Raw genomic sequence first — 24,178 nt, forward strand, 5'->3', positions numbered from 1 at the left:
CCGGCACAACCCCTTTGCTGGATCGGCAATTTCTTCCATGACCACCACCGCGCCTGCAACCGGAGCCCCCAGCAACCGAGAGCGCGCAAGGGCAATTATCGGTGGTTCGACCGGCAATCTCGTCGAATGGTACGACTGGTATGCCTATGCAGCGTTCACGCTGTAATTCGCACCGCATTTCTTCCCCTCGGATGACAAGACGGCAGAGCTGCTGGGGGCAGCGGCGGTCTTTGCGGTAGGTTTCTTCATGCGGCCGGTCGGTGCGTGGATCATGGGCATCTATGCCGACCGCAAGGGCCGCAAGAGCGGCCTTGCCTTGTCGGTCTCGCTCATGTGCGCAGGATCGCTGCTGATCGCGGTCGCACCGACGTACGAAAGCGCCGGGCTGATCGCGCCGGCCCTGCTCGTGCTGGCGCGGCTGATGCAGGGGCTTTCGGTTGGCGGGGAATACGGCGCCAGCGCAACCTACCTCAGTGAAATGGCCGGCAAGAGGCGGCGCGGCTTTTTCTCGTCGTTCCAGTACGTCACGCTGATTGGTGGGCAGCTTCTGGCAATCGGCGTGCTGCTTGTCCTGCAATCGGCGCTGAGCGAGGCTGCGCTCGATGCCTGGGGCTGGCGCATTCCCTTCGCGATCGGGGCGGCGCTTGCCATCGTGGTGTTCTGGATAAGGCGCGGCCTTGCCGAGACCGAGAGCTTCACCAAAGCAAAGGATAGCGGCGCGCCGCAATCGGGCATGCTCACGCTCTTCCGCCAGCACCCGCGCGAGGCATTTGCGGTGATGATGATGACCGCCGGCGGCACGCTCGCATTCTATGCCTTCTCGATCTACATGCAGAAGTTCCTGGTGAATACCAGCGGCTTCGACCGCGAAACCGCATCGCGGATCAATGGCGCGACGCTCTTCCTGTTCATGATCTTCCAGCCCGTGGCAGGCGCGCTCAGCGATCGCATCGGGCGCAAGCCCTTGCTGATCGGTTTCGGCGTGCTCGGCGTACTGGGCACCTACCCGCTCTTTGCAACGCTCGAGACGACGCGCGATCCGCTTAGCGCGTTTCTCCTAGTCCTCGGCGCCCTGACGATCGTGACGGGGTACACCTCGATCAATGCGGTGGTGAAAGCCGAGATGTTTCCCGCTCACATCCGTGCGCTTGGCGTTGCCCTGCCCTACGCTCTTGCCAACACGATCTTTGGCGGCACGGCAGAGTATGTCGCACTCAGCTTCAAGGATGCCGGATGGGAGCGAGGCTTCTACTGGTACGTGACAGTCATGATCGCGATCTCGCTGATCTTCTATGTGCGCATGAAAGACACCGGGACCAGCAAGATCATCGAAGACTAATCGTTGCGCTCTGCGCGATCACGCGCAAGGCTGGCACCTGCACAGCCAGCATCAGGCGCAAAAATGTTAACGCTTGTGTCCGATTCGAATCACGTCTGACTGCGCTTGGCAACAGTCGTGAATACGTAGAACGACCCAAGACCGCTACGACCAAACCCTCAGTACCGGACGGCGGTCACACCGCGCCGAAACCTGTTGCTGCAGTTGCAACAACCTTTTTCGGGCGCATAAACACCACCGCGCAGCCCGCAAGTTTTTCTTCTCGCGCCTTTTGCGAATAGATGTGGACAGTATCTCTATGCCATCCATAGAGATTGCCGGCGTGGCAAGGATCGGCCAAGCTGTCGGCTACTTGGGGGCAACGATGCAGGCGCTCGGCGATATGGACTTTCTGCACGCTGCTGCGGGCATGCTGGTGGGCATGCTGGTCGGGCTGACCGGCGTGGGCGGCGGCTCCCTGATGACCCCGCTGCTCGTGCTGATGTTCGGCGTGAGCCCGCATACCGCCGTGGGCACCGACCTGCTCTATGCCGCCATGACCAAGATCACCGGTTCGGCCGTGCACGGCTGGCGCGATACCGTCGACTGGAAGATCGTACGGCGCCTCGCGCTGGGATCGATCCCGGCCGCGCTGCTCACGCTTGTCACACTGTCCTACGTCGGCAAGGTCGGCAAGTCGTCGGAAAACGTGATCCTGCTGTCTCTGTCCGTCCTGCTGGGCATAACCTCGCTGGCGGTACTGTTTCGAGACCGCTTGATCCGCTTTGCCCATGGGCTGGACCCGCAGGCGCCGCCGCGTCAGGTCGAACTGAGCACGACGCTGCTGGGCGCCGTAATCGGGGTGGCGGTCACGATCTCGTCAGTCGGGGCTGGCGCGATCGGCATGACCGTTCTGCTGATCCTCTATCCGCGACTGTCGGTCGCCCGCATTGTCGGTTCGGACATTGCCCATGCAGTGCCGCTGGCGCTGATTGCGGGGACCGGTCACTGGCTGATCGGCGGCGTGGATTCGGTCCTGCTGGTCAACCTGCTGATCGGGTCGATACCCGGCGTGATCATCGGCAGCCTGCTTTCGACGCGGGCCCCGGACAGGATCCTGCAACCGTTGCTCGCCGTGGTTCTGGCCCTTTCGGCATGGCAACTGGCGGTCAAGGCGCTCACCCCCGACGCTCCCAAGCACGCGATGGCGGAACCGGCGCGGTCTCGCCCGGCTTGAGCGCTGACAGCAGTCAGGCCTTTCCTTCGGCCTCGCGGGACAGCACCTTGCGGATCAGGCTGGCGTAGACCTCCGGCTCCTGCGCGCCGGGTACGAGCAGCTTTCCATTGATGACGACGGCAGGCACGCCGCTGACGTTCATGTCCCACGCCTGGCGTTCGCCGGCGGTAACCATCGCGTCAATCGCCGGGTCAATCATAGCCTCGAGCGCCCCGATGCGCGGCAGGCCCGCGCCTTCGGCAACGTCGGCCAGAACTTCAGGATCGCCCATGTTGCGGCGTTCGCGGAAGTGCGCGTCGAACAGGGCGCGCTTCAACTGCATCTGCCGATCGGGTCCGAAATCGCGCAGGGCCCAGGTCAGCACACGGTGTGCAAGGCGCGTGTTCCACATCATGGCCGGCGGCGGCTCGCCCTTGCCTGTGTAGTCGAAGGAATAGCCCGCGCGCTCGGCCGCAGACTTCAGTGTGTCGCGCACGCCTGCCGATTGTTCCGGGGTGCGGCCATACTTGCGCTGGATGTGCGCCGCCTGCTCCTCGCCCTCGTCGGCCATGTCGGGATTGAGTTCGAACGGGTGGAAGCGGATCGTGGCATCCACCTCGCCTGACATCCCGGCAAGCGCCTTGTCGAGCTGCCCCAGCCCGATCACGCACCACGGGCACATGACATCCGACCAGATGTCGAGCGTGACCTTGGCTGGCTCGCTCATTGTGCCAGCCACCATTTCAGCAGGTGATGCGCTACTGCGAAGGGCGGCGGGGCGATGAAGGCGCCGTCTTCGGCGCCGGTCATGGCGTAGGCCACCTCCTCGCGAGTGAACCAGCGGGCGTCGTCGAGTTCTGTCGCGTCGATGGTGATCTCGCGCTGCTTCGTGAAGGCATGGCAGGCAATCATCAGCGAGGAGGGGAACGGCCAGGGCTGGCTGGCGACATAGCGCACTTCGCCCACCTTCACGCTTGCTTCCTCCAGCACTTCGCGGCGCACGGCATCCTCAAGCCCCTCGCCCGGTTCGACGAATCCGGCCAGCGCCGAATAGCGCCTTGCGGGGAAACGGGGCTGGCGGCCGAGCAGGAGATCGCCCTCGCACTCCACCGTCATGATGGTGACAGGATCGACGCGCGGGAAGTGTTCAGCTTTGCAGGCAGGGTTGGTGCAGGATCGCTGCCAGCCGCCCTTGCGCAGTTCGGTGGCGGACCCGCAGCGCGCGCAGAAGCAATGGCGTGCATGCCAGTCGACCAGGCTGCGCGCGCCGCCGTAGATCGAAAGGTCGGCCGGCGAAAGCGCCCCCATCGCTGCCCACAACCGGGGATTGGCCGGAGCGACGCTGCCCACGATCGCCGGCGTCACTTGCGCAAAACAGCCGCGTCCATCCTCGCTCAGACCCAGGAATACCAGTTCGGCCTGCGCATCGGCGTCGGCCAGCGTGCCCCAGTCCAGCCCGCCATCGGGCGCGATGACCGGGTCGATCCCGTCAAGCCGCAGCAGCCGAGCGCGCCAGTTCAACAGCGCGCCCAGCTTGTCCGCGTCGGCGCGGATATGGTCGGCCCGGTCGAGACCGCCGCCAGCAAAAGCAATAGTCGTGTCCATCAGGCTGCGGCCTTCTTCCCTGTCACATCGGCCAGAACGGCCTGTGCGAACTCACGGTGCACCGGATAGGTTTCCGACGGCATGTACTGGGTGTAAACCCCGGCGCGAAGGCCGACGGTATAGTTGACGAAGCCGACCGTGCCGGCTGCCCCCGCCCAGCCATAGGTCCCCGCATCCGCCCCCAGCCCTACCGACCCGCCTGCGCCGAAGCCGTTGCCCTTGATGAAAGAGCGCGAGAGATCGGTTCCGGCAGGCAACAGGTTGCTGGTGCCCTGCCGCACCGCCGCCTCGCTCATCACCTGCCTGCCATCGATCCGGCCGAAGCCCAGCAGCATCCGCAGGAAGCGGTCGTAATCGCGCGGCGAAGACACCAGCCCTGCTCCGCCGAACGGATAGGGCGGCGCGTCGAGGTAGATCGAAGCCCTGGCCGGATCGATCGGCAGCAGCATCCCGCCCACGGCCGCATAGTTGGTCGTCAGCCGGTCGACGTCGGCGGCAGCGACGCGAAAGCCGGTGGAAGTCATGCCGCATGGTTCGAACACGCGCTCTGCCAGGAAAGCGTCGAACGCCTTGCCCGAGGCGACCTCGATCACCCGGCCCATGAGGTCGAGCGCGACCGAATAGCTCCATGTCGTGCCCGGCTCATAGACCAGCGGCATGGTTGCCAGCACATCGGCAAATTCGGCCAGGCTCTTCAGTGGCCTGGGCGCGTCCATGCCCGGCAGCGGCATCCGGCTGGCCTGCCCCGGCACCAGCCCGGCGGCGATATAGGCGTCCTTGATCGGCCCCTTCTGGATGATCGAATAGCCAAGTCCTGCCGTGTGGGTCAGCAGGTGGCGCACGGTGATCTGCGTCTTTGCCGGGCGCAGGTCGGTGATCGAGCCATCGGGTGTCGTCTGCACCATCATCTTGCCGTAGGCGGGCAGGAGATCGGCGATCGGCTGGTCGAGCCGCAGCTTGCCTTCATCGACCAGCATCATCGCGGCCATGCCGGTGATCGGCTTGGTCATCGAATAGATGCGAAACAGGCTGTCCATGCCGACCGGCGCGGCCATGCCCTTGGCTAGCGTGCCGCGGGCGATGTCGAGCGGCGCTTCGGAGGCACCCCAGCCAAGCGCGGAGACCATGCCAGGCAGCTTGCCCGAGGCGACATAGCCATCGAGCATCGCCGTCACGTGCGGGAAGCGCGCCTCGGCTGCCGCGCTTGCCCAGGCCATGCGCGGCAAGGCGGCAGCACCCGCCATCGCGCCCAGCGATCCGATGAAGTTCCGCCGCGAGAGCGCGATATCGTGCATGCTCAATCTGTCCTTTCAGCGATTGCCAGCCGCGCCGCCTTGGCGAACACGGTCGGCAATCCGGCAGCCTCGATCTCCTCGACCGGCCACCACTCTCCCTCCGGCAGATTAACCGCTTGTGACGGCAGGCAAAGCATCAATTGCAATTCGAGATCGAAATGCGTGAAGCCGTGCCGCACCATGCCGCCTTCGCGCCATTCGCCTGCCAGCGCGTGGACGCCATCGCCCTTGGCCGACCAGCCATCGTCGGGCAGCGCGCGCATTCCGCCAAGCATGCCCCGCCCCGGCCGGCGCACCAGCAGTACCCGGCCCTCGCGCTCGATCCAGTAGGCGCGGCCGGCGCGCACGGGCTTGGCCTTCTTTGCCGCCTTGATCGGCAACCGCTCGGGCGAGCCTTCGACCAGACCGCGGCAATGCGTACGCAGCGGGCACAGCACGCACCGCGGCGAACGCGCCGTGCAGATCGTCGCGCCCAGATCCATCATCGCCTGGGCAAAATCGCCTGCGCGCGCCTCGGGCGTCACCTGGCCCGCAGAAAAGCGGATAGCGGCCTTGCCGGCAGGAAGCGGCTCGTCGATCGCAAAGAGCCGCGCCACCACACGCTCGACGTTGGCATCGACCACCACCGCACGCCGCCCGAAGGCAATCGCCGCCACCGCTGCGGCCGTGTATTCTCCAAGGCCTGGCAACTGGCGCAGTCCTTCCTCGCTATCGGGAAAGACGCCGCCCCTGCCGGCAACCGCCCGCGCGCAGGCGAGCAGATTGCGCGCACGGGCATAGTAGCCCAGCCCCGCCCATGCCGCCATCACATCGGCATCGTCAGCCGCGGCAAGATCATCGACCGTCGGCCAGCGCTGGGTGAACCGTTCGAAATAGGGGCCGACCGCCGCGACCGTGGTCTGCTGCAGCATCACTTCGGAAAGCCAGACGCGATATGGGTCCTGCATTCCCTCGTCCGGCAGCTTGCGCCACGGCAGGCGCCGTGCATGGGCATCGTACCATTGCAGCAACAGCGGGGCGATTGCCTCCGGATCGAAACCCGCACCCCGATCCGCTCTGGCCTGATCCACCCTAGTTTCCATCGCGCACCTATGGCATGGCGCGAAGCGATATGGAAAGCACCCCTTCGGACGCGCGCAAGACCAAGCCTCGCAAGCCGGCGCAGGCTCCGAAGCCTTACGAGCGCCCGCGCGGCGGCGAGGCGCGCCAGATCGCCGATCTCATGCCCGCCATCGGCCGCACCGCTTTCCGCCGCTTCGGCTTCGTGCAATCGAGCGTGGTGACGCGCTGGCCCGAGATCGTGGGCGAGCGGCACGCCCGCCATTGCGCGCCCGAATCCATCCGCTTCCCCCCAGGTGAAAAGTCTGAGGGCATTCTCCAGCTTGTCGTCAGCCCCGCCCACGCCCCGCTGATCCAGCATGTCACGCCCGAGATCATGGACCGGGTAAACCGCTTTTTCGGCTATCGCGCCGTGGCCAGGGTCAAGATCCGGCAAGGTGCGGTTCAGGCACCCAAGCCCAGGGAAACATCGCGCGCCGCGCCGCCATCGCTCAAGCCGATCCCGATGGAACTCGGGGATTCCTTGCGCGATATCGGCGATCCGGAACTGCGCACCGTGCTCGAATCATTGGCCCGCAGTCTCGATTCCGTATCCGGGGGGAAGAAAATCGGATGATCCGCAAGATAACCGCCACCGTCATTGCCGCCAGCGCCCTGATCGCGTTCGGCGCTTCGGGACAGCCCGCCAGGAAGGTCGCGCCCAAGCCGGCTGCAAGGCCGTCCGGCAGCCTGAACTGGGCGGTGACATCGGCTGCCACGCCCGAAGGAAACCACGTGCTTGGCAATCCCGCCGCCAAGCTGCGCGTGATCGAGTTCGTGAGCTACACCTGCCCACACTGCTCGCACTTCGAGACCGAATCCGAAGGGCAGCTCAAGATCGGCATGATCGCGCCGGGCAAGGGCGCGGTCGAAGTGCGCAACTTCGTGCGCGATCCGGTGGACATGACCGTGGCGCTGATCACCAACTGCGTGGCGCCCAGCAAGTTCTTCCAGTTGCACACCGCGTTCATGCGCCTGCAGCCGCAATGGATCGGCCCGCTCGCCACGTCGACCGAGGCGCAGCGCCAGCGCTGGATGACCGGAGCCTTCACCACCCGCACCCGCGCCATCGCCAGCGACTTCAAGTTCTATGAATTCATGGCCGCGCGCGGGATGGACCGGCAGACGCTCGATCGCTGCCTTGCCAACGAGGCGCTGGCGAACAAGCTGGCGCAGCAGACCGACTATGCCGTGGACAAGCTGGGTGTCACCGGCACGCCAAGCTTCATGATCGATGGCATCCTGCTGGCCGGCACGTACGACTGGGCTTCGCTGCGCCCGCAGATCATGGCCCGTCTCGACTGAACGATCCACAGCCGCCGGTGGCTTGCCGGCGGCTTCCCCTTCAAACCCCTGCAACAATCGGCTAGCGTCCGGCCAAACCGCCAGAAACGGGAACCCTGATCCGATGAAATTCGCCCGCGCCCTACTCCTTGCCTCGCTTCCGCTCGCCCTTGGCCTTTCGGCTTGCGGCAAGAAGGACGCCGCCGCCGGTGGCGAGATCGCCAGCAGCGAACCCGTTGCCAAGGTGCCGGCCCCGGCCGGTCAGTCGTGGACCGAAACCTTCTCGGTCACGCCCGAAGGCGGCTACCTGATGGGCAATCCCAATGCGCCGATCAAGCTGATCGAATTCGGCGCACTGTCGTGCTCGCACTGCGCCGAGTTCTCGGAAAAGGGCTTCCCCAAGCTGCGCGACGATTACATCGCGTCGGGCCGCGTTTCCTACGAACTGCGCCTGTTCCTTCTGAATGCGCTCGACATGCCCGCCGTGCTGCTTGCCACTTGCGGCGCACCCGAAGCGGTGATCCCGCTGTCCGAGCAGTTCTGGGCCTGGCAGCCCAACATGTTCACCAACCTGCAGAAGGATGAAGCCGCCTTCCAGCAGATCCAGAACCTGCCGGTGGACAAGCGCTTTGCCGCCATCGCCCAGCAGGGCAGGATGAGCGAATTCTTCGCCTCGCGCGGGATTGCCGCGGCCCAGGGCCAATCGTGCCTGGCCGATAGCGCCAAGGCCACCAAGCTTGCCGCCACGAACGAGCAGTGGAGCAAGGAATTCGACATCACCGGCACGCCGACGTTCTTCCTGAATGGCAGCAAGACCGGCGTTGCCAGCTGGCAGGAGCTCGAACCGATGCTGCAGAAGGCCGGCGCGCGCTAAGGCCGTCGGGGGCAAGGACGGGTCGGGGGGCCTGATCGGTGCAATTCAAGCGCTTGAAACTGTCGGGTTTCAAGAGCTTCGTCGAACCTGCCGAATTGCGCATCGAACCCGGCCTCACCGGCGTTGTCGGCCCCAACGGCTGCGGCAAGTCAAACCTGCTCGAAGCCATTCGCTGGGTCATGGGCGAAAGCAGCCCCAAGTCCATGCGCGGCGGGGGCATGGAAGACGTAATCTTCGCCGGCACCGCCACGCGCCCGGCACGCGCCTTTGCCGAGGTCATGCTCACCGCCGAGACTGATCCTGACGGTCCGTTCGGCCCCGAACTCGAAGTCATCCGCCGCATAGAGCGCGGCGCAGGCAGCGCATACCGCGTCAACGGCAAGGACGTGCGCGCCAAGGACGTCGCCCTCGTCTTTGCCGATGCCGCCACCGGCGCGCACAGCCCGGCCCTTGTCAGCCAGGGGCGCATCGCCGCGGTCATCGCCGCAAAGCCCGCCGAACGGCGCATGATGCTGGAAGAGGCAGCGGGCATCGCCGGGCTCCACGTCCGCCGGCGCGATGCCGAACAGAAGCTGCGCGCGACCGAGGCCAATCTCGAACGGCTCGAAGACATGCTCGCCGGCCTCGAAAGCCACATCGCCACGCTGCGCCGGCAGGCGCGCGCGGCAGAGCGCTACAAGGCGGTGAGCGAGAAGATCCGGCTGGCCGAAGCGCGGCTGGTCTTCGCGCGCTGGCGCGACGCCGCCGCAGCCGCCGATGCTGCGCGCAAGCAGGCCGTCGCTGCCGAAGATGCGGTAAAAGCGGCCACCGACCTTGCCCAGCAGGCACAGAAAGCGCAGCATAAGGCCGCTGCCGCCTTGGCCGCAGCACGCGAGGAACTGTTCGACCGGCGGCAGGATGCATCGGCCCATGGTCAGCGCATGGCAGCGCTGACCGCGCAACTCGAAGCCGCCGAACAGCGCGTGGCCGACATTGACCGCCAGCTTGCCCGCATCGAACAGGACCGTGCCAGCGCAGACCGCCTGACCGAAGACGCCGCGGCAGCGATGGGGCGGCTGGAACAGGACCTCGCGCTGGCCGAGACCGCGCTTGCCGCCGACAGCGAGCGGCGACCGACGCTTCTTGCCGCGGTCGACGATGCCGATCGGGCCGCGCGCGGGGCAGAAGTTGCGCTGGCGCAGCGTGTCGCGGAGCAGGCCGGGATCGATGCCGAATGGCGGGTGGCCGAGGCTGCCGTCGCCGCCGCGCGCCAACGCCTTGCCCGGCTTGATGGCGACGCTGCGCGGCTCGCCCAGCAGGCAGAAGCCCTAATGCGCAAGGCCGATCCCGCCGCGCAGATCGCCGAGGCCGAGGCCAGGCGGGCACAGGCGGCGAATGAGATCGCCGGTGCGGAGGCAGCCCGCACAACGCTTGGCACAAGGCGCGAGGATCTTTCCAGCCAGCGCGATGCCGCCAGCACTACGCTTGCCCAGGCGCGCGCCGATCTTGCCGGGATCGAGCGCGAAGCCGATGCCCTGGCGCGCGACAAGGCCGCGCGTGAAAAGGCCCGCGCCGCCAAGGGGCTGGGCCAATCGGCCATTGCCGGAACGCGCGCTGCACCGAGCTACGAACGCGCGCTTGCCGCCGTGCTGGGGCGTGATGCCTCGGCCCCGGTTGGCGCGGCACCTGCAGGAGCTGACGGTCGTTTCTGGACTGGCGCGCAAGTCCCCGCCCCTGTTGCGGATTCGCTTGCCCACCATGTTCCCCAATGCCCGCCTGAACTGGCTGCGCGTCTGGCGCTGGTGCGCATTGTCGAAAGCGACGATGGCCAGCCGCTTGCGCCCGGCGAATGGCTGGTAACGCGAGCCGGCCACTTGCGGCGCTGGGACGGCTTCATCGCCCGCGGCGAAGGCGCTGCCGAAGCCGCTGCGCTCGAGGCGGAGAACCGCCTTGCCGATCTGCAGGCGCTCCTGCCCGATCGCCGCTCAGCCGTGGCCAGCGCCGAGGCGGTGCAGGAAGAGGTCCGCGCAAGCCTTGCACAAGTGCAGGCGGAACTGTCGCAAGTCGAACGCACACTGTCTGCGGCCGCCGATGCCGAGCGCACGGCGCTGCGCGCGCTCGATGCCGCCGAGGCCGCCCGCGCCCGGCTCGAGCAGCGCAAGGCTGAACTGGCGCGCGCACAGGCCGATCTTGGCGAACAGCGCACCGCCGCGCAGGCCGAAGTTGCCGCCGCCGAGGACAAGCGCGGTGCTCTGCCCGATCCCGCTGCCGGCCGCGCCGCGCTCGAGGCCGCGCGCGCCCGCAACGATGCGGCACGCTCAGCGCTGCAAGCTGCCAGCGCTGCATCTGCCGCGCTCGAGCAGCAGATTGCGGCGGGCAAGGAGCGGCTGGCAGGCCTGAAGGGCGATATCCGTGCCTGGACCGCGCGCGCAGGCGACGTCGCCAAGCGGCTTGCCGAAATGACGGGGCGGCGCGAGGAGCTTGAGACCGAGCGGGCGATCTCTGCCGCCAAGCCCGCCGGGTTGATCGCCGAGATCGAGCAGGGCGAAGGCATCCGCGTGCGATTGGCGCGCGAGTTGGCGGAAGTCGAAGGCAGGTTGGCCACAGGTGAGCGGGAGGTTGCGCAGGCCGATGCGCACCTTGCGGCCGCCAGCGAGACGCTCGCGACAGCCCGCGAGACCCGCGCCGGCGCGGCTGCCCGCGCGGAGAACGAGGATGCACGCCGTCAGGAAATGGCGGCGATTTCGGGCGAGCGCTTTCAGTGCCCGCCACCGCTCCTGCCCGAGCGCTTCGCCTTTGAATCCGCGCAAGTCCTTGCCGCCACTGAAGAATCTGCCGCGATGGACAAGTTGGTGGCAGAGCGGGAGCGAATCGGTCCAGTTAACCTTGTCGCTGTCGACGAATTGAAGGATGCCGAGGAACGGCTTGGCACCTCGGTGGCCGAGCAGGCCGAATTAACCGAGGCTGTTCATAGACTTAGAGGATCCATCGGCAATCTCAACCGCGAGGGGCGCGAACGTTTGCGGGCGGCGTTCGAAGCGGTCGACGGACATTTCCGCCGCCTTTTCAGCCGTTTGTTCGGCGGCGGCGAGGCGCATCTAGCGCTGGTCGACAGTGACGATCCGCTCGAGGCTGGGCTGGAGATCTTCGCCCAGCCGCCCGGCAAGCGGTTGCAATCGTTGACTCTTCTGTCCGGTGGCGAACAGGCGCTGACCGCTGTTGCGCTGATCTTCGCGCTGTTCCTCACTAACCCCGCCCCGATCTGCGTGCTCGACGAGGTCGACGCGCCGCTGGATGATGCGAATATCGAGCGATTCTGCGACCTTCTCGACGCCATGGTGGGCGAGACGAGGACGCGCTATCTCATTGTCACGCACAATGCGGTGACGATGAGCCGGATGCACCGCCTGTTCGGGGTGACCATGGTCGAGCGCGGGATTTCGCGGCTGGTCAGCGTGGATCTTGGCGGAGCAGTGGAACTGCTGGAAGGCGCCGGTTAGTCCAGCACGTAACGTGGCCCAGGCCCGGCGGCACCGGCGCGGTCCTCCTTGTTGTAGAGCGCGCAGCGGTCAAGGCTGAGGCAGCCGCAGCCGATACATTCATCGAGCTTGTTGCGGGTGCGGGTGAGCAACTGGATGCGGGCATCGATCTCCTTGCGAAGCGAGCGGCTGATGCGCTGCCAATCGAGCACGTTGGGTGTGCGCCCATTGGGCAGGGCGGCAAGTTCGCGTTCGATTTCGGCAAGGCCGAGACCAAGTTTCTGCGCGATCTGGACAAAGCCGAGGCGCCGGATATCGGAGCGCAGGAAGCGACGCTGGTTGCCGCCCGTGCGCACCGAGGCGATCAGTCCGCGATCCTCGTAATAGCGAATCGCCGAGACGGCGAGCCCGGTACGCTGGGCGAGCACGCCTATTGGTATGATGTCATTGCGATTCATGCGACCCCCGTGCATTTTTCGCTACCGGCAAGATTTTGTCCGGCGCGATCAAGCTAGCTTGAGGTTGAGAATTGACAAGCATCGATTGCAGTCCGCCCCCATCCGGCACAGGTTCCAGCGCACTGTCATCTGCACACCTGGCAGCATACCTGGACCGGATCGGTTTTGCCGACAGACCGGCGTGTGATCTGGTCACGCTTCAGGCCATCGTGCGCGCGCATGTGGAGCGCATCGCATTCGAGAACATCGACGTGCAACTTGGCCGTGCAATGACGACGGACCTTGGGGCCGCCTTCGCCAAGCTGGTCGAAAACAAGCGCGGGGGCTGGTGCTACGAACACAACGGGCTGCTGGGCGCAGCGTTGGCTGCCATCGGCTTCGATGTGATGCGGATGAGCGCTGGCGTGATGCGCGAAGTGCGGAGCGATCAGGCCATGGGTTCGCACTTGTGCCTGCTGGTACCATGCGAAGGCCGGCACTGGCTGGTCGATGCGGGCTTTGGCAGCCATCTTGCGGCACCCGTGCCGCTGCAGGAAGGATCGTGGCACCAGGCCCCGCTGCCAGTTTCACTTGGCCGAACGGCGGACGGGATGTGGCGTCTGCAGGTGGCCCTTGGGGACAGGGCGATGTCCTATGACTTTCTGGCCGAGCAGGCAGACGAGGGCCGTCTTGCGACGATGTGCAAATGGCAGGCGAGCGATCCGGCGTCGGTCTTCGTCCAGAACCTTTCGGCACAGCGACGCTCGGGCGAGAGCTATTTCATGCTTCGCGGCAAGGTACTGACGATCGTTTCCGCCAGCGGAGAGGAGCAGCGCGAAATCGGGTCTGCGCGCGCGCTGGTCGAATGCTTGCGCGACGAGTTCCTGCTCGACGTGCCGGACGCCGCCGACCTGTGGCCGGCGATCACGGCAAGGCACGCAGCCCTGTTCGGCGATCAGGCCGCCCCGACGACATAGGCCGCCGCTGCCATCAGCAGTCCGGCGAAGCGGTTGGAGCGGAACTTGACCAGCGGATCGACACCGTCTTCCCGAAGCGTGACGACTTGCCACGCGAGATGGCCAGCAACAGGCATGAGCGCAAGCAGCGCCAGCGGATCGGCCCGCGTCAGCCAGACCGCGCCGCCCCAGCACAGCAGTGCCATCGCATAGAGGCCGCCAACGCCAGCGCGGACATGACGGCCAAACGACAGGGCCGACGAGCCGATACCGACCATGGCATCGTCCTCGCGGTCCTGCAGCGCGTAGATCGTGTCATAGGCCATGCACCACGCCCAGCAGCCGGCGTAAAGCGCGCCAAGCGGCGCCATGCGATCAAAGCCATTGGCCTCGACCCAGCCGACCGGCGCGCCCCAGGTGAATACCAGGCCGAGCCAAGCCTGCGGCCAACCGGTGATGCGCTTCATGAACGGATAGGCGGCGACGAGGGAAAGGCTGCCGAGCGCAACGATCTGCGCTTCCCAGCGCAGTTGCAGCAGCACGACGAGGCCGACCGCGCAGAGCGTGAGCAGCCAGAGCCACGCTGCGCGCTTCGTCGTGGCGCCGCTGGCAATCGGGCGCAGCGCCGTGCGGGCAACGCGAGCATCGAGATCCGCATCGACGATATCGTTATAGACGCACCCTGCCCCGCGCATGGCAATGGCACCCAGAAGCATCCAGGCCAGAATGCCCCACCGCGATGTGCCGCCGCCGAGGAACAGGCCCCAGGCACAGGGCCAGAACAGCAGCCACCAGCCGATCGGCCGGTCGAACCGGGCAATCAGAGCAAGGTTGCGCCAAGGCTGCGGCAGACGCGCGACAAGGCCCTTGTGCTCGCTGTCGGGGACTATCGTGTCAGAAACGGTCGGAGTCATCCTGCGGACACTTAACGCAAGGGCCGGAAACCGCTAGGCGGAATGCATGACTGCAACTCCTGCCTGGCCCCCGAAATCCGCGCCGCGCCTGTTTGTCGAGACGGGGCTGGAAGCCGGGCTGCATTTGCCCATCGAGGGGCAGCAGGCGCATTATCTGGCCAAGGTCATGCGCGTTGCGCCGGGGGACGCGGTGATCGTCTGCGACAACCTCACCGGCGAATGGGTCGCGCGGGTGGTCGAGGCGGGCAAGCGCGCCGTCGTCGTCGAGGTTGAGCGCTGCCTGCGCGAGCGCGAAGCGGTGCCCGACTTCTGGCTGTGTGCAGCCTTGCTCAAGAAACCGAACTTCGATCTGGTGCTGGAGAAGGCGACCGAACTGGGTGTGGCGCGCGTTGTGCCCGTGGTGACGCGGCGCTGCGTAGCCGACAAGCTCAACCCCGAGCGGGCATCGACCATTATGACCGAAGCGGCCGAACAGTGCGCGCGCACGGCGCTGCCAGAGCTGGGCGAGACCGCCAAGCTCGATCATCTGCTGCGTGACTGGCCGAAGGAGCGCAAGCTGTTCTTCGCCGACGAGAACGGCGGGATGCCGGCAGCGGTCGCCTTTGCGATCCACGAAGGCCCGGCTGCCCTGCTTATCGGCCCTGAAGGCGGTTTTGACGAGACCGAGCGGGCGCTGGTGCGCGCGCACCCGGCTGCGGTCGCGCTTTCGCTGGGACCGCGCGTCCTGCGCGGCGAGACGGCAGCCATTGCCGGGACGGCGCTGTGGATGGGGATGCGCGGCGACTGGATCGGCCAAGGCCATTCACGCGCTGACAGCAACATTGCCTTGCAGGTGACGGGCAACAATTTGGCTGGCTAAAACCTGTCCCGGTCATTAACGGATGCGGGCATGAGCACGCGGCAAGTTTCAAATAGCAACGATCCCGTAATCGAGAGCCGCGACATGCTCGTGCGCCCGATGCAGAAGGGCGAAAAGCCCAAGGAAAACTGGCGGATCGGGACGGAGCACGAGAAGTTCGTCTATCGCACCAGCGACCGCGCCGCGCCGTCCTATGCCAAGCAGGGCGGCATCCGCGACCTGCTGGGCGCTCTGACCGAATACGGCTGGGAGCCCATCGTCGAGGGCGGGAACGTCATCGCCATGTCCGGCCCCGATGGCGCGGTGAGCCTCGAACCGGCCGGGCAGCTCGAACTTTCGGGCGCGCCGCTGGTCAACCTGCACCAGACCTGTGCCGAGACCGGGCGCCACCTGGCCCAGGTCAAGACCATCGGCGACAAGCTGGGCCTGGCCTATCTTGGCATGGGGCTGTGGCCCGACAAGACCCGCGAAGAACTGCCGATCATGCCCAAGGGCCGCTACGAGATCATGCTGCGGCACATGCCGCGCGTTGGCACGATGGGCCTCGACATGATGCTGCGCACCTGCACCATCCAGACCAACCTCGATTATTCGAGCGAAGCGGACATGGTGCAGAAGTTTCGCGTCAGTCTTGCATTGCAGCCGCTGGCGACCGCGCTGTTCGCCAATTCGCCGTTCCTTGAAGGCAAGCCCAACGGCTTCCTTTCATACCGCAGCCATATCTGGACCGATACCGATCCGGCGCGCACGGGCATGCTCTCGTTCGTGTTCGATGAAGGCTTCGGCTACGAACGCTATGTCGACTACATGCTCGACGTGCCGATGTACTTCGTGTTCCGCGACGGCAAGTACATCGATGCGGCAGGCCTTTCGTTCCGCGATTTCCTCGACGGCAAGCTTTCGGTGCTGCCGGGCGAGAAGCCGACGCTGTCAGACTGGAACGACCATCTTTCGACCGCCTTCCCCGAAGTGCGCCTGAAGTCCTTCCTCGAGATGCGGGGGGCCGATGGCGGCCCGTGGAACCGCATCTGCGCGCTGCCAGCGCTGTGGGTGGGCCTGCTTTACGATCAGGGCGCGCTCGATGCAGCATGGGACCTGGTCAAGGGCTGGGACATGGACGGACGCGAGCGGCTGCGGGCCGAAGTGCCAAGGCTGGGACTGGACGCGACGCTGCCCGGCGGGGGCAAGCTGCGCGACGTCGCCGCCGAAGTGCTGGCGATCTCGCGCTCCGGGCTTGCCGCGCGGGCGCAGCTCAACGAAGCCGGCGACAACGAGACCGGCTATCTCCATCCGCTCGACGAGATCGTTTCCTCGGGCAAGACCCCGGCCGAGCGCCTGCTTGACCTGTACCATGGCGAATGGGGCGGCGACCTTTCGCGCATCTATGGCGAGAAGAGCTTCTGATGATCATCGTGATGGGCACCGTTCGCGTTCCGGTCGAGAACATCGCCGCGATCAGGCCGATGATGGCCAAGGTCATCGCCGCGACACTGGCCGAGGATGGCTGCATGGCATACGCCTATTCGCAGGACCTTCTCGACCCCGAGCTGATCCACATCGCCGAAAAGTGGCGCGACAAGGCAGCGCTGCAGGCCCATTTCCAGACCGAGCACATGAAAATCTGGGCGCAGGAGCGGGCGGAACTGGGCCTGTTCGAGCGCAAGATCAGCATGTTCGAGGCCGACGAGGGCACCGAGCTCTGACGACTATTCCGCCGGCTGGGCAATCGGCCTGGGCGTGAGGCGGCGTGTAAGCTTGCGCAGCACAGAGGTGATCGGCCCGTGTTGCGCCATCCACGCATGGTATTCGCGGTACTTGGCGTCTTCGGCAAGCAGGTGCTTTTCCTCGGTGCGGGCCCGCCAGTAATAGACCGCGCTGACGAGGGCGAGGATCACGGTGTTGCGGATCGCGTCGACCATCGAGCCACTGGTGGTGAGGAACGGCAGGGTGGCAAGCCACCAGTAGGCGTTCTTCGACAGGTAGGCCGGATGGCGCGTGAAGCGATAGGGTCCGTTGGTGAGCACGCCGCGATAGGTCAGGTTGGAAAAGCGCAGGCCGAAGGCCACGGTGGCCCAGGCGTAGATCGCGGTGAGGATCACCAGTGCGGCCGCCCATACCCACATCAGCGCAGTCTGTCCGGCCAGCCAGTGCGGCCATTCCGCGCCGTTGTGATGATAGTCCAGCACCCCGCCCTCGCCCATCAGGATGAACGGGGGGTAGCAGATCAGCGCGGCGACCCAGGCGGCAAGGTGGGGATTGGCAGTGCGGATCTGCGCATCCAGCGGCTTCATGGTGACGAGATAGCCGACCATGGCGATCTGCACGTCGATCATGAACATCGTCTCGATCAGCAGGGACGCGAACTCGACCGGATCGTGGAAGGCGTGGCTCCAGTCGAAGCGGACGACCGCGCCAAAGCCGCCCGGAACGATCGAGATCATGAAGGCGCAGAAGAAGCCCTTCACCAGCCACGACAGCGCATGGCGCCGAACCTCGGCAGGGTCCCAAGGTTCGCGGCCGATCAGCATGGCGCCGAAGTGCCACGTGGCGTCGCGCGGATTCACGAGTACGCGGTCGAGCCAGATGACGTAAGGGATGGCGCCGAGGAACAGCAGCGGCGCTGCAGTTTCAAGCACTTCCATCGCAAAGACATACTGCCCGCGCCAGTACCAGCGGCCGAGGCAGTAGGCGAAGCCGATGACGGCCCATGTTGCCCAGAGACCGGCGATCTTGGTGATCGAGATGTCGATCACGTCACGCAAGGGACGCGGGGCGGACCAGTCGATCCCGGTGGACGGGCGGCGGTGAACCTTGTCGACCAGCAGGGACCAGCCGATCATTCCAGCGCCCGAGAACAGCAGGGCCGCCATGGCCGCAGCAGGGCCGTCCATCACCTCGCGCGGGGAAGCAAGACCGAAGGTGTCGACGATCTGGGGCCAGAAGCGACAGACCATGACCCACAGGAACAGCCCTGCAAGGCCGGCAACGCCGACGCCGGAAGAGACGTCCGAGGGAGGAAGCGAAGGACGGGCGGTCATGCCACCGTCCTTCGCATCAATGGGTTAGGATTTGGTTTTGATCAGCGAAACGCGGTGATCTTGCCGCTGTCATCCAGCACGTAGAGCGTCTGGTTGGCGACGATCGGGGCGAGGCTGACGCCCGAGCCGAGCTTGGTGAAGTTGCTGACAGTGCCGTCGGTGACCGATGCGGTCATCATCTCGCCGCGCGAGTTGGCGATCCACAGGCGGTTTCCGGCGAGCACGGGGCCGGTCCAGAGGATCTGGTCCTTCTTCTTCTTCTCGTTCTTGTAGCGCTGCAACTGCGTCATCCAGCGGACCTTGCCGTTGGACTTGGCGATGCAGAGCAGCTTGGCCTCGTCGGTGAGCGTGAAGATCCAGTCGCCCGCGATGGCCGGGGTGGAAATGCCGGCGAGGTTGAGTTCCCAGATGCGTTGGCCGGTAACGAGTTCATAGGCAGCCATGCGCCCGCCCTGCCCCAGTGCATAGACGCGACCGCGCTCGATGATCGGGTCGGCGTCGATGTCGGTCAGGGTCGACACCGAGGTGGCGATGCTGGTGCGCGCAAGGGCATCGGCCCACAGTTCGCGGCCGTTCTCGTAGCGGTAGGCGACAAGTTCGCCCGAGGAATAGCCGGCGACGATGGTGCCCTGGCCCGCGGCGGGCGAGGCGACACCGAAGACGTTGGTCTGGCCGACCGAGGCATTGGCGTTCCACAGCACCGCGCCGTCATCGGCATTGAGCGTGAGGATCTGGTTGTCCTGCGTCATCACCATGACCTGCCCGAAGGCGACCGTGGGCGATCCGCGCAGCGGGCCGGCAGGCTTTACCCGCCACTTGACGTTGCCACTGGCCGCATCGAGCGCGGCAACTTCGCCCACGCCATTGGTGACATAGACCACGCCTTCATCGAACGAGGCGCCGCCGCCGAAGGTAGAACCGGCGTTCTGCTTGTCGGCGCGGATCGAGGTTTCCCAGGCGCGGGCACCGGATGCAGCATCCCAGGCGTGCACCAGGCCATCGGTGTCCATCGCGAAGAGCTTGCCGCCACCGACGACCGGCGAGGCAGCCAGGCGCTGCTTGGCCGAGGAACCACGAATGCTGACAGTGAAGGCGCGCTGCGGGGCATCACTGATGGCAACGTGGCCATAGGACTTGGCGGCGTTGCCACCGCCCTGCGCAAATTCGGTGTTTACTTCCGGCGCAGGCAGCACGACCGACATCAGCGCGATCGAATCATCGACCTTGGTGCCGGCTTCGATCTTCGAGAGGATCGGCTGGCGCTGGCCAACGGTGGGCGTGGTCTTGGCCTTGTCCTTGCCGCCGAAAACGCCGCAGCCACCAAGGCCCAGCGACAGGATCAGCGCGCTGGAGAGCGCGGCGCGGCGGAGGCTGGTCTTGGCCTTCATTTCAGGATTCCTCGAGATCATTGCGCCGGCGAAACCAGCGTTGCGGCACCGGGTTCCTCGACTGCGTCGACGCCCAGCAGTCCCGCCATCTGGCGAGTGCGGCGGCGCAGCGAGTCCGGCACGGTCTTGTCCTTGGCGATCTGCGCAAAGAGCGCGCCCGCCAGTTCGTTCTTGCCCTGCTTCACGTAGGCCATGGCGACGAGCTCGCCGGCGCTGCCGAACCAGGGGTTGCCGGGAATGGCGAGCGGCTTGATGCGTTCGACGACCTTGTCGGGTCCGATCTGGTCGAAGGTCAGCGACACTTCGCGAATGGTTGCCAGATCGCGGTAGGCCTGCGGCGCATCGCCATCGGCCGCAATGGCGGCAAAGGCCTTGGCCGCTTCGGCGGTCTTGCCCTGTTCGACGAGCACGCCTGCGCTGAGCATGCGCGCGGCGGCGCGATAGCCATCGGTGCCATCCTTGGCGAGCGGGGCGACTTCGTCGGTCGCTGCCTTGAGGTTGCGGGCTTCGATATTGTCGAGCGCCTTGGTCAGCACTTCGCCCTGTTCGCCGGAGGTGCTGGCCTTGTGGTTGTCATACCACAGCCAGCCGGCGAGGCCGAGCAGCCCGGCAACGATGGCCGCGCCGACGGGCTTGCCGTACTTCTGCAGGGCGGTGAAGACCTGATCCTCGCGCAGGGCATCGTCAACCTCGCGCAGGAAGCCATCGCCTTGCGCGGCGGCACGATCGGCGAGTTGCGTGGAACGAGTTTGCGGACGATCGGGACGGAGAGCCAAGGCAGCGCTTTCGGGAATTGGTTGACGGTTGCTAGCGTGTGTCTGGCGCGGTGTTTAGCGGATGGAACCGCCTTTTCAACGGAATTGATTCCTGACGCCACCAGCGTGAACGGCGGCTGAAGCAAGTTCAGACAAGCGTTGCCCGGCCAAGCGCTGCACCATAGATGCGCGCATAGCGATCCGCCATGACCGCCTCATCGAATTCCGCGACGGCACGGGCGCGGTTGACGTTGCCCAGCTGCTTGCGCAAGGCCGGGTCTGCCGCAAGCGCCGCCACGGCAGCTGCCAGCGCATTGTCGTCGCCCTCGGGCGTCACGAAAATGCGATTTTCAGGCGCGACCATGTCGGCGACATCGCCTACTGCAGGGCTGGCAACGGCGAGGCCCGCAGCCATCGCTTCAATCACGGACAGCGGCGCCTGTTCACTGTCGGACGAGAGCGCGAAAAGATCGAACAGGCCGACAGCGAGCGACGGATCGGCAACGTGGCCGGGCAAATGGACGCGGTGGCCGACCTCAAGCCGAATTGCCTCGGCCACGATCGCCTCTCGCTCCGGCCCCTCGCCAAGGATCACGAGGTGCCATTCAGGCGGCAGATCCTTCATGGCGCGGACCAGCCGCGGCAGGTTCTTGACCGCGCGCAGGCCAGCCAGCGTGCCGAGCCACTTTTCGCCGGGCCGCTTGACCACGCGGGGCAGCACATCGGCCCGCGGCTTGCGGGCATAGAGAGCCGTATCGATGCCGTTGGGGATGCGCTGGACCCTGCCGCGCGGCTGGTGCCATGCACCGAGCGCAATGTCCTCAAGCTGGCGCGAGGGCACGACCAGCGCGCTGGCGCGGGCCAGCGCGACGCGGCGGAACCAGTTTCGGCTGCGCTTCAGGCCACCCGCTTCATCGGCGTTGAAGCCATCCTCGTGGTGAACCAGCGGCGCAAGGCCGAGCGACGGCGCGAACACGGCATGGGCCATCACCGCGTCCATCGCTCCCCAGTTGTAGGTAAGGATCAGGTCGAAGCCCTGCATGGCCCGGGCGAGACGCTGCAGACGGCCGATGCGCAGCTTTCCGGCAAGCGGGGGGAAGCCGAACGGGAAGAAGGCGGCAACGCCCTTGTCGATCAGCGCCCTTGCGCCCATCGCCGAAGGCAGCGCCGAGACGATGTGATGTTCGAGCGCCTTGCCGTTCCGGCCCCTGGCCCAGCGATTCATCAGGGCAACGGCACGTCGCTCCTTGCCGCCGGCATCGAAGGTCGAATGCAGGTGCAGGATCTTCACAGGCCGGGCGGCGGTCATGCCCGGGCGAGAAGACGGCCGATCGCGGCCACGCTTTCCGGCTCGTCCAGCGTGGGGGCGTGGCCGATCCGCGGCAGGGTGACGAGTTCGACGCCGGGGCGCGAGGCCATCTTCGTTGCGGTTTCCGCCGTGAGGATGTCGGACGTTTCTCCGCGCAGGATCAGCAGCGGACGGGAGGCCAGGGCATCGAAGAGCGGCCACATGTCCACCTGCGGGGTAGCGCCTGCCGGAGCCTCGAACGGTTCGGCGATCTTCATGTCGTAATCGAAGGCGATACGACCGCCGGTGCCTAGGGCCATTATGCGCTTGGCATAGCGCAGCCACTGCGTGATGTCCCAATCGGGATAGACATCGCCGCTGCTTTCCTGAAGCGCGCGGGCCGCGTGCATCCATGTTTCGAAGTTGCGCCCCTGCCCGACATAGCCGCGAATGCGTTCGAGGCCGGCTTCGGACACCTCGGGACCGACATCGTTCAGGACTGCTGCAGCGATGCGTTGCGGATTGCTGGCGGCGAGCAGCATGTTCAGCAGACCACCGAGCGAAGTGCCGATCGAGACGAAGCGTTCGATCCCTTCCTGGGCCAGCAACGCCTCCACATCCTGCAGATAGTGCATGGGGGTGTAGGTCATCGGATCCTTGGCGTAGTCGCTGTCACCGCGGCCGCGCATCTCCGGGCACAGCACGCACCAAGTTCCGGCCAGCCGCTCGGCCAGGTCCTCGAAATCGCGGGCATTGCGGGTGAGCCCTGGCAGGCAGATCACCGGGGGCTTGGCGGAATCGCCATCAAAATATCGGAAATGCAGGCGCAATCCGTCGCTGCTGGTCCAGTAGCGATCTTCGTATTCGGCCATTTCGTCTGGTATTCCGCGTGAAATCCGGGGAGCCTGCTTGCGGGCAGGCTTGCTCGTGCCCACTATTGCCGGATGCAGGCGCTCCCGCAAGACGCGATATATCGACCTTCCCCCCGGCTCATGGCGCTGGCCGACTGGATCGGCGATCCGGTCAGCGCTGCAGACTTTCCCGAAGCGACCCTGCGCTGGCGAAACGACCGCGCTGCAGGCGATGTCGGGCTGGCAGGCCTGTCGGACGCGGAATGGGTGCGTCATTTCGGACGGTTCGTTCCGCTCGAGGGCAACATGCCGGGGCCGCTGGCGTTGCGCTATCACGGGCACCAGTTCCGCGTTTACAACCCTGACCTGGGCGACGGGCGCGGGTTCACCTTCGCGCAGATGCTCGACCGAGACGGCAGGCTGATGGACCTTGGCACCAAGGGTTCGGGGCAGACGCCGTGGAGCCGTGCCGGGGACGGACGCCTGACGCTGAAAGGTGCCGCGCGCGAGATCCTGGCCACCGAAATGCTCGAGGCGCTGGGAGTGAATACCAGCCGCACGCTCTCGGTGATCGAGACCGGGGAGGCCCTGTATCGTGGCGACGAGCCTTCGCCGACGCGCTCGGCGGTGATGGTCCGGCTTAGCCATGGGCACATCCGCATAGGCACGTTCCAGCGGCTGGCAGCGCTGGAACTCGAAGACGAGATGGCGCAGCTTGTCGCCTATTGCCTCGCGAATCTTCCGGGCGGGCATGAGGACGCGGCACATCCGGCTGTGCGCTTCTTCAACCAGGTGGTGGAGCGCATGGCCGACATGGCGGCAAGCTACATGGTGGCGGGATTCGTCCATGGCGTGCTCAATACCGACAACATGAACGTGACCGGGGAAAGCTTCGACTATGGCCCGTGGCGCTGGCTACCGAAGTGGGAGCCGGGCTTTACCGCGGCCTATTTCGACCATTCCGGGCTTTATGCCTATGGTCGCCAGCCAGAAACGATCCACTGGAATTGCGGGCAACTGGCCGTGGCCCTACGCACGCTGGTGGACGCGCCGCCCCTGATCGAGGCGCTGAACCGCTATCCCGAACTGTACCAGCAGGCCATGACCCGGCGCTGGTGCTGGCGGCTGGGCGTAGTGCCGCGCGGGCTTGAGGAAGATACCGCTCTGATCGGCGCCTGCGAGCAGGTAATGGTGGCGCAAGGCAGTGGACCGGATGCGTTCTTCCTTGCGCACCGTGGCGGTCGGGGCGGCGCTGGAACCGACGCCGCCGAGCAGGCGCTGCAGGCGGCGCTGGCTCCTTATGCGGCGACGGACAGTAGCCATCCCTACTGGTCCGATGCTGCGCCACAGTCCATGCTCATCGACGAAGTCGAGGCGATATGGCAGCCCATTGCCGAGCGCGACGAGTGGAGCGCGCTCGCTGGCAAGGTCGCGGCTGTGCGGCGCATGGGCGAGGCGTTGGGCCCCCGGCCCGAACCGATGGGCCACACTCGGGGCTGAATTGCATCAGCAGGGGTGGTGGCGCCTGTGAATATTGTTTAATC

The 24,178-nt window shown here is 66.0% G+C and carries 21 protein-coding genes and 1 pseudogene; 11 read left to right on the forward strand and 11 right to left on the reverse strand.

Annotation, left to right across the window (positions count from 1 at the left end):
* Positions 1-37: 37 nt before the first annotated feature.
* Both B9A23_RS11360 and B9A23_RS11365 read left to right on the forward strand, forming a co-directional pair.
* Positions 38-1,339: pseudogene (locus tag B9A23_RS11360) on the forward strand (MFS transporter).
* A 382-nt stretch (positions 1,340-1,721) separates the two neighbouring features.
* Positions 1,722-2,555, forward strand: coding sequence for a sulfite exporter TauE/SafE family protein (locus tag B9A23_RS11365; RefSeq protein WP_139797438.1), 834 nt, complete (start codon positions 1,722-1,724; stop codon positions 2,553-2,555).
* Between the two features lie 13 nt (positions 2,556-2,568).
* Here B9A23_RS11365 and B9A23_RS11370 read toward each other — a convergent pair whose 3' ends face one another.
* From B9A23_RS11370 to B9A23_RS11385, 4 genes are read right to left on the reverse strand one after another with little or no spacing between them, the layout of a single operon-like run.
* A complete protein-coding gene (locus B9A23_RS11370; RefSeq protein ID WP_084279069.1) occupies positions 2,569-3,261 on the reverse strand; it encodes a DsbA family oxidoreductase in 693 nt (230 codons plus the stop codon).
* A complete protein-coding gene (gene nudC / locus B9A23_RS11375) occupies positions 3,258-4,139 on the reverse strand; it encodes an NAD(+) diphosphatase (protein ID WP_176217965.1) in 882 nt (293 codons plus the stop codon). Before nudC ends, B9A23_RS11370 begins: the two co-directional genes overlap by 4 nt.
* A complete protein-coding gene (locus B9A23_RS11380; RefSeq protein WP_084279074.1) occupies positions 4,139-5,434 on the reverse strand; it encodes a serine hydrolase domain-containing protein in 1,296 nt (431 codons plus the stop codon). Before B9A23_RS11380 ends, nudC begins: the two co-directional genes overlap by 1 nt.
* A gap of 2 nt (positions 5,435-5,436) precedes the next feature.
* A complete protein-coding gene (locus B9A23_RS11385; RefSeq protein WP_084279077.1) occupies positions 5,437-6,516 on the reverse strand; it encodes an A/G-specific adenine glycosylase in 1,080 nt (359 codons plus the stop codon).
* Between the two features lie 29 nt (positions 6,517-6,545).
* Here B9A23_RS11385 and B9A23_RS11390 point away from each other — a divergent pair, with 29 nt between their 5' ends.
* The 4 genes from B9A23_RS11390 (at position 6,546) to smc (ending at position 12,169) form a co-directional block, all read left to right on the forward strand.
* Positions 6,546-7,109 (forward strand): DUF721 domain-containing protein, encoded by a 564-nt coding sequence (locus tag B9A23_RS11390; protein WP_084279080.1) that lies wholly within the window; start codon positions 6,546-6,548, stop codon positions 7,107-7,109.
* A complete protein-coding gene (locus B9A23_RS11395; RefSeq protein ID WP_084279082.1) occupies positions 7,106-7,837 on the forward strand; it encodes a DsbA family protein in 732 nt (243 codons plus the stop codon). Before B9A23_RS11390 ends, B9A23_RS11395 begins: the two co-directional genes overlap by 4 nt.
* Positions 7,838-7,940: 103 nt before the next feature.
* Positions 7,941-8,690, forward strand: coding sequence for a thioredoxin domain-containing protein (locus tag B9A23_RS11400; protein WP_084279085.1), 750 nt, complete (start codon positions 7,941-7,943; stop codon positions 8,688-8,690).
* A gap of 38 nt (positions 8,691-8,728) precedes the next feature.
* The gene (smc, locus tag B9A23_RS11405; protein WP_084279087.1) at positions 8,729-12,169 is read left to right on the forward strand and encodes a chromosome segregation protein SMC; all 3,441 of its coding nucleotides are present in this window, start codon (positions 8,729-8,731) and stop codon (positions 12,167-12,169) included.
* Here the strand turns inward: smc and soxR are convergent.
* Complete coding sequence (gene soxR, locus B9A23_RS11410) at positions 12,166-12,606, reverse strand: redox-sensitive transcriptional activator SoxR (protein ID WP_084279089.1); 441 nt, start codon at positions 12,604-12,606, stop codon at positions 12,166-12,168. The two genes, smc and soxR, sit on opposite strands and share 4 nt — an antisense overlap.
* Positions 12,607-12,677: 71 nt before the next feature.
* Between soxR and B9A23_RS11415 the strand changes: the two genes are divergently transcribed.
* Complete coding sequence (locus tag B9A23_RS11415; RefSeq protein WP_084279091.1) at positions 12,678-13,562, forward strand: arylamine N-acetyltransferase family protein; 885 nt, start codon at positions 12,678-12,680, stop codon at positions 13,560-13,562.
* On the opposite strand, the gene B9A23_RS11420 is transcribed toward B9A23_RS11415, so the two are convergent.
* Entirely contained in the window at positions 13,541-14,455 is a 915-nt protein-coding gene (locus B9A23_RS11420) for a 4-hydroxybenzoate octaprenyltransferase (RefSeq protein WP_084279093.1), read from the reverse strand. The two genes, B9A23_RS11415 and B9A23_RS11420, sit on opposite strands and share 22 nt — an antisense overlap.
* Before the next feature lie 46 nt (positions 14,456-14,501).
* Between B9A23_RS11420 and B9A23_RS11425 the strand changes: the two genes are divergently transcribed.
* Genes B9A23_RS11425 through B9A23_RS11435 form a run of 3 tightly spaced genes read left to right on the forward strand, consistent with a single transcriptional unit; the run spans position 14,502 to position 17,017 of the window.
* Positions 14,502-15,314 carry a 16S rRNA (uracil(1498)-N(3))-methyltransferase gene (locus B9A23_RS11425; RefSeq protein WP_084279096.1) on the forward strand — a complete coding sequence of 271 codons (813 nt, stop codon included), beginning with the start codon at positions 14,502-14,504 and terminating at the stop codon, positions 15,312-15,314.
* A gap of 30 nt (positions 15,315-15,344) precedes the next feature.
* On the forward strand, positions 15,345-16,718 hold the full coding sequence (locus tag B9A23_RS11430; protein WP_084279098.1) for a glutamate--cysteine ligase: 1,374 nt from the start codon (positions 15,345-15,347) through the stop codon (positions 16,716-16,718).
* Positions 16,718-17,017: a putative quinol monooxygenase gene (locus B9A23_RS11435; RefSeq protein ID WP_084279101.1), complete on the forward strand. Its 300-nt coding sequence runs from the start codon at positions 16,718-16,720 to the stop codon at positions 17,015-17,017. Before B9A23_RS11430 ends, B9A23_RS11435 begins: the two co-directional genes overlap by 1 nt.
* A gap of 3 nt (positions 17,018-17,020) precedes the next feature.
* On the opposite strand, the gene B9A23_RS11440 is transcribed toward B9A23_RS11435, so the two are convergent.
* The 5 genes from B9A23_RS11440 to B9A23_RS11460 all read right to left on the reverse strand — a co-directional run bounded on the left by B9A23_RS11440 (position 17,021) and on the right by B9A23_RS11460 (position 22,655).
* Positions 17,021-18,352, reverse strand: coding sequence for a methyltransferase family protein (locus tag B9A23_RS11440; protein WP_084279103.1), 1,332 nt, complete (start codon positions 18,350-18,352; stop codon positions 17,021-17,023).
* Positions 18,353-18,393: 41 nt separating this feature from the next.
* Positions 18,394-19,740: an outer membrane protein assembly factor BamB family protein gene (locus B9A23_RS11445; protein ID WP_084279105.1), complete on the reverse strand. Its 1,347-nt coding sequence runs from the start codon at positions 19,738-19,740 to the stop codon at positions 18,394-18,396.
* Between the two features lie 17 nt (positions 19,741-19,757).
* On the reverse strand, positions 19,758-20,516 hold the full coding sequence (locus tag B9A23_RS11450; RefSeq protein ID WP_084279106.1) for a tetratricopeptide repeat protein: 759 nt from the start codon (positions 20,514-20,516) through the stop codon (positions 19,758-19,760).
* Positions 20,517-20,643: 127 nt separating this feature from the next.
* Positions 20,644-21,804, reverse strand: coding sequence for a glycosyltransferase family 4 protein (locus B9A23_RS11455; protein ID WP_084279109.1), 1,161 nt, complete (start codon positions 21,802-21,804; stop codon positions 20,644-20,646).
* Complete coding sequence (locus tag B9A23_RS11460; RefSeq protein ID WP_084279110.1) at positions 21,801-22,655, reverse strand: alpha/beta fold hydrolase; 855 nt, start codon at positions 22,653-22,655, stop codon at positions 21,801-21,803. The genes B9A23_RS11455 and B9A23_RS11460 overlap by 4 nt, the downstream gene beginning before the upstream one ends.
* 72 nt (positions 22,656-22,727) lie before the next feature.
* On the opposite strand from B9A23_RS11460, the gene B9A23_RS11465 reads away from it, so the two are divergent.
* The gene (locus tag B9A23_RS11465; RefSeq protein WP_084279112.1) at positions 22,728-24,134 is read left to right on the forward strand and encodes a protein adenylyltransferase SelO family protein; all 1,407 of its coding nucleotides are present in this window, start codon (positions 22,728-22,730) and stop codon (positions 24,132-24,134) included.
* The last annotated feature ends 44 nt before the right edge of the window (positions 24,135-24,178 follow it).

The sequence above is a fragment of the Novosphingobium sp. B1 genome, from assembly GCF_900176395.1.
Classification (GTDB): domain Bacteria; phylum Pseudomonadota; class Alphaproteobacteria; order Sphingomonadales; family Sphingomonadaceae; genus Novosphingobium.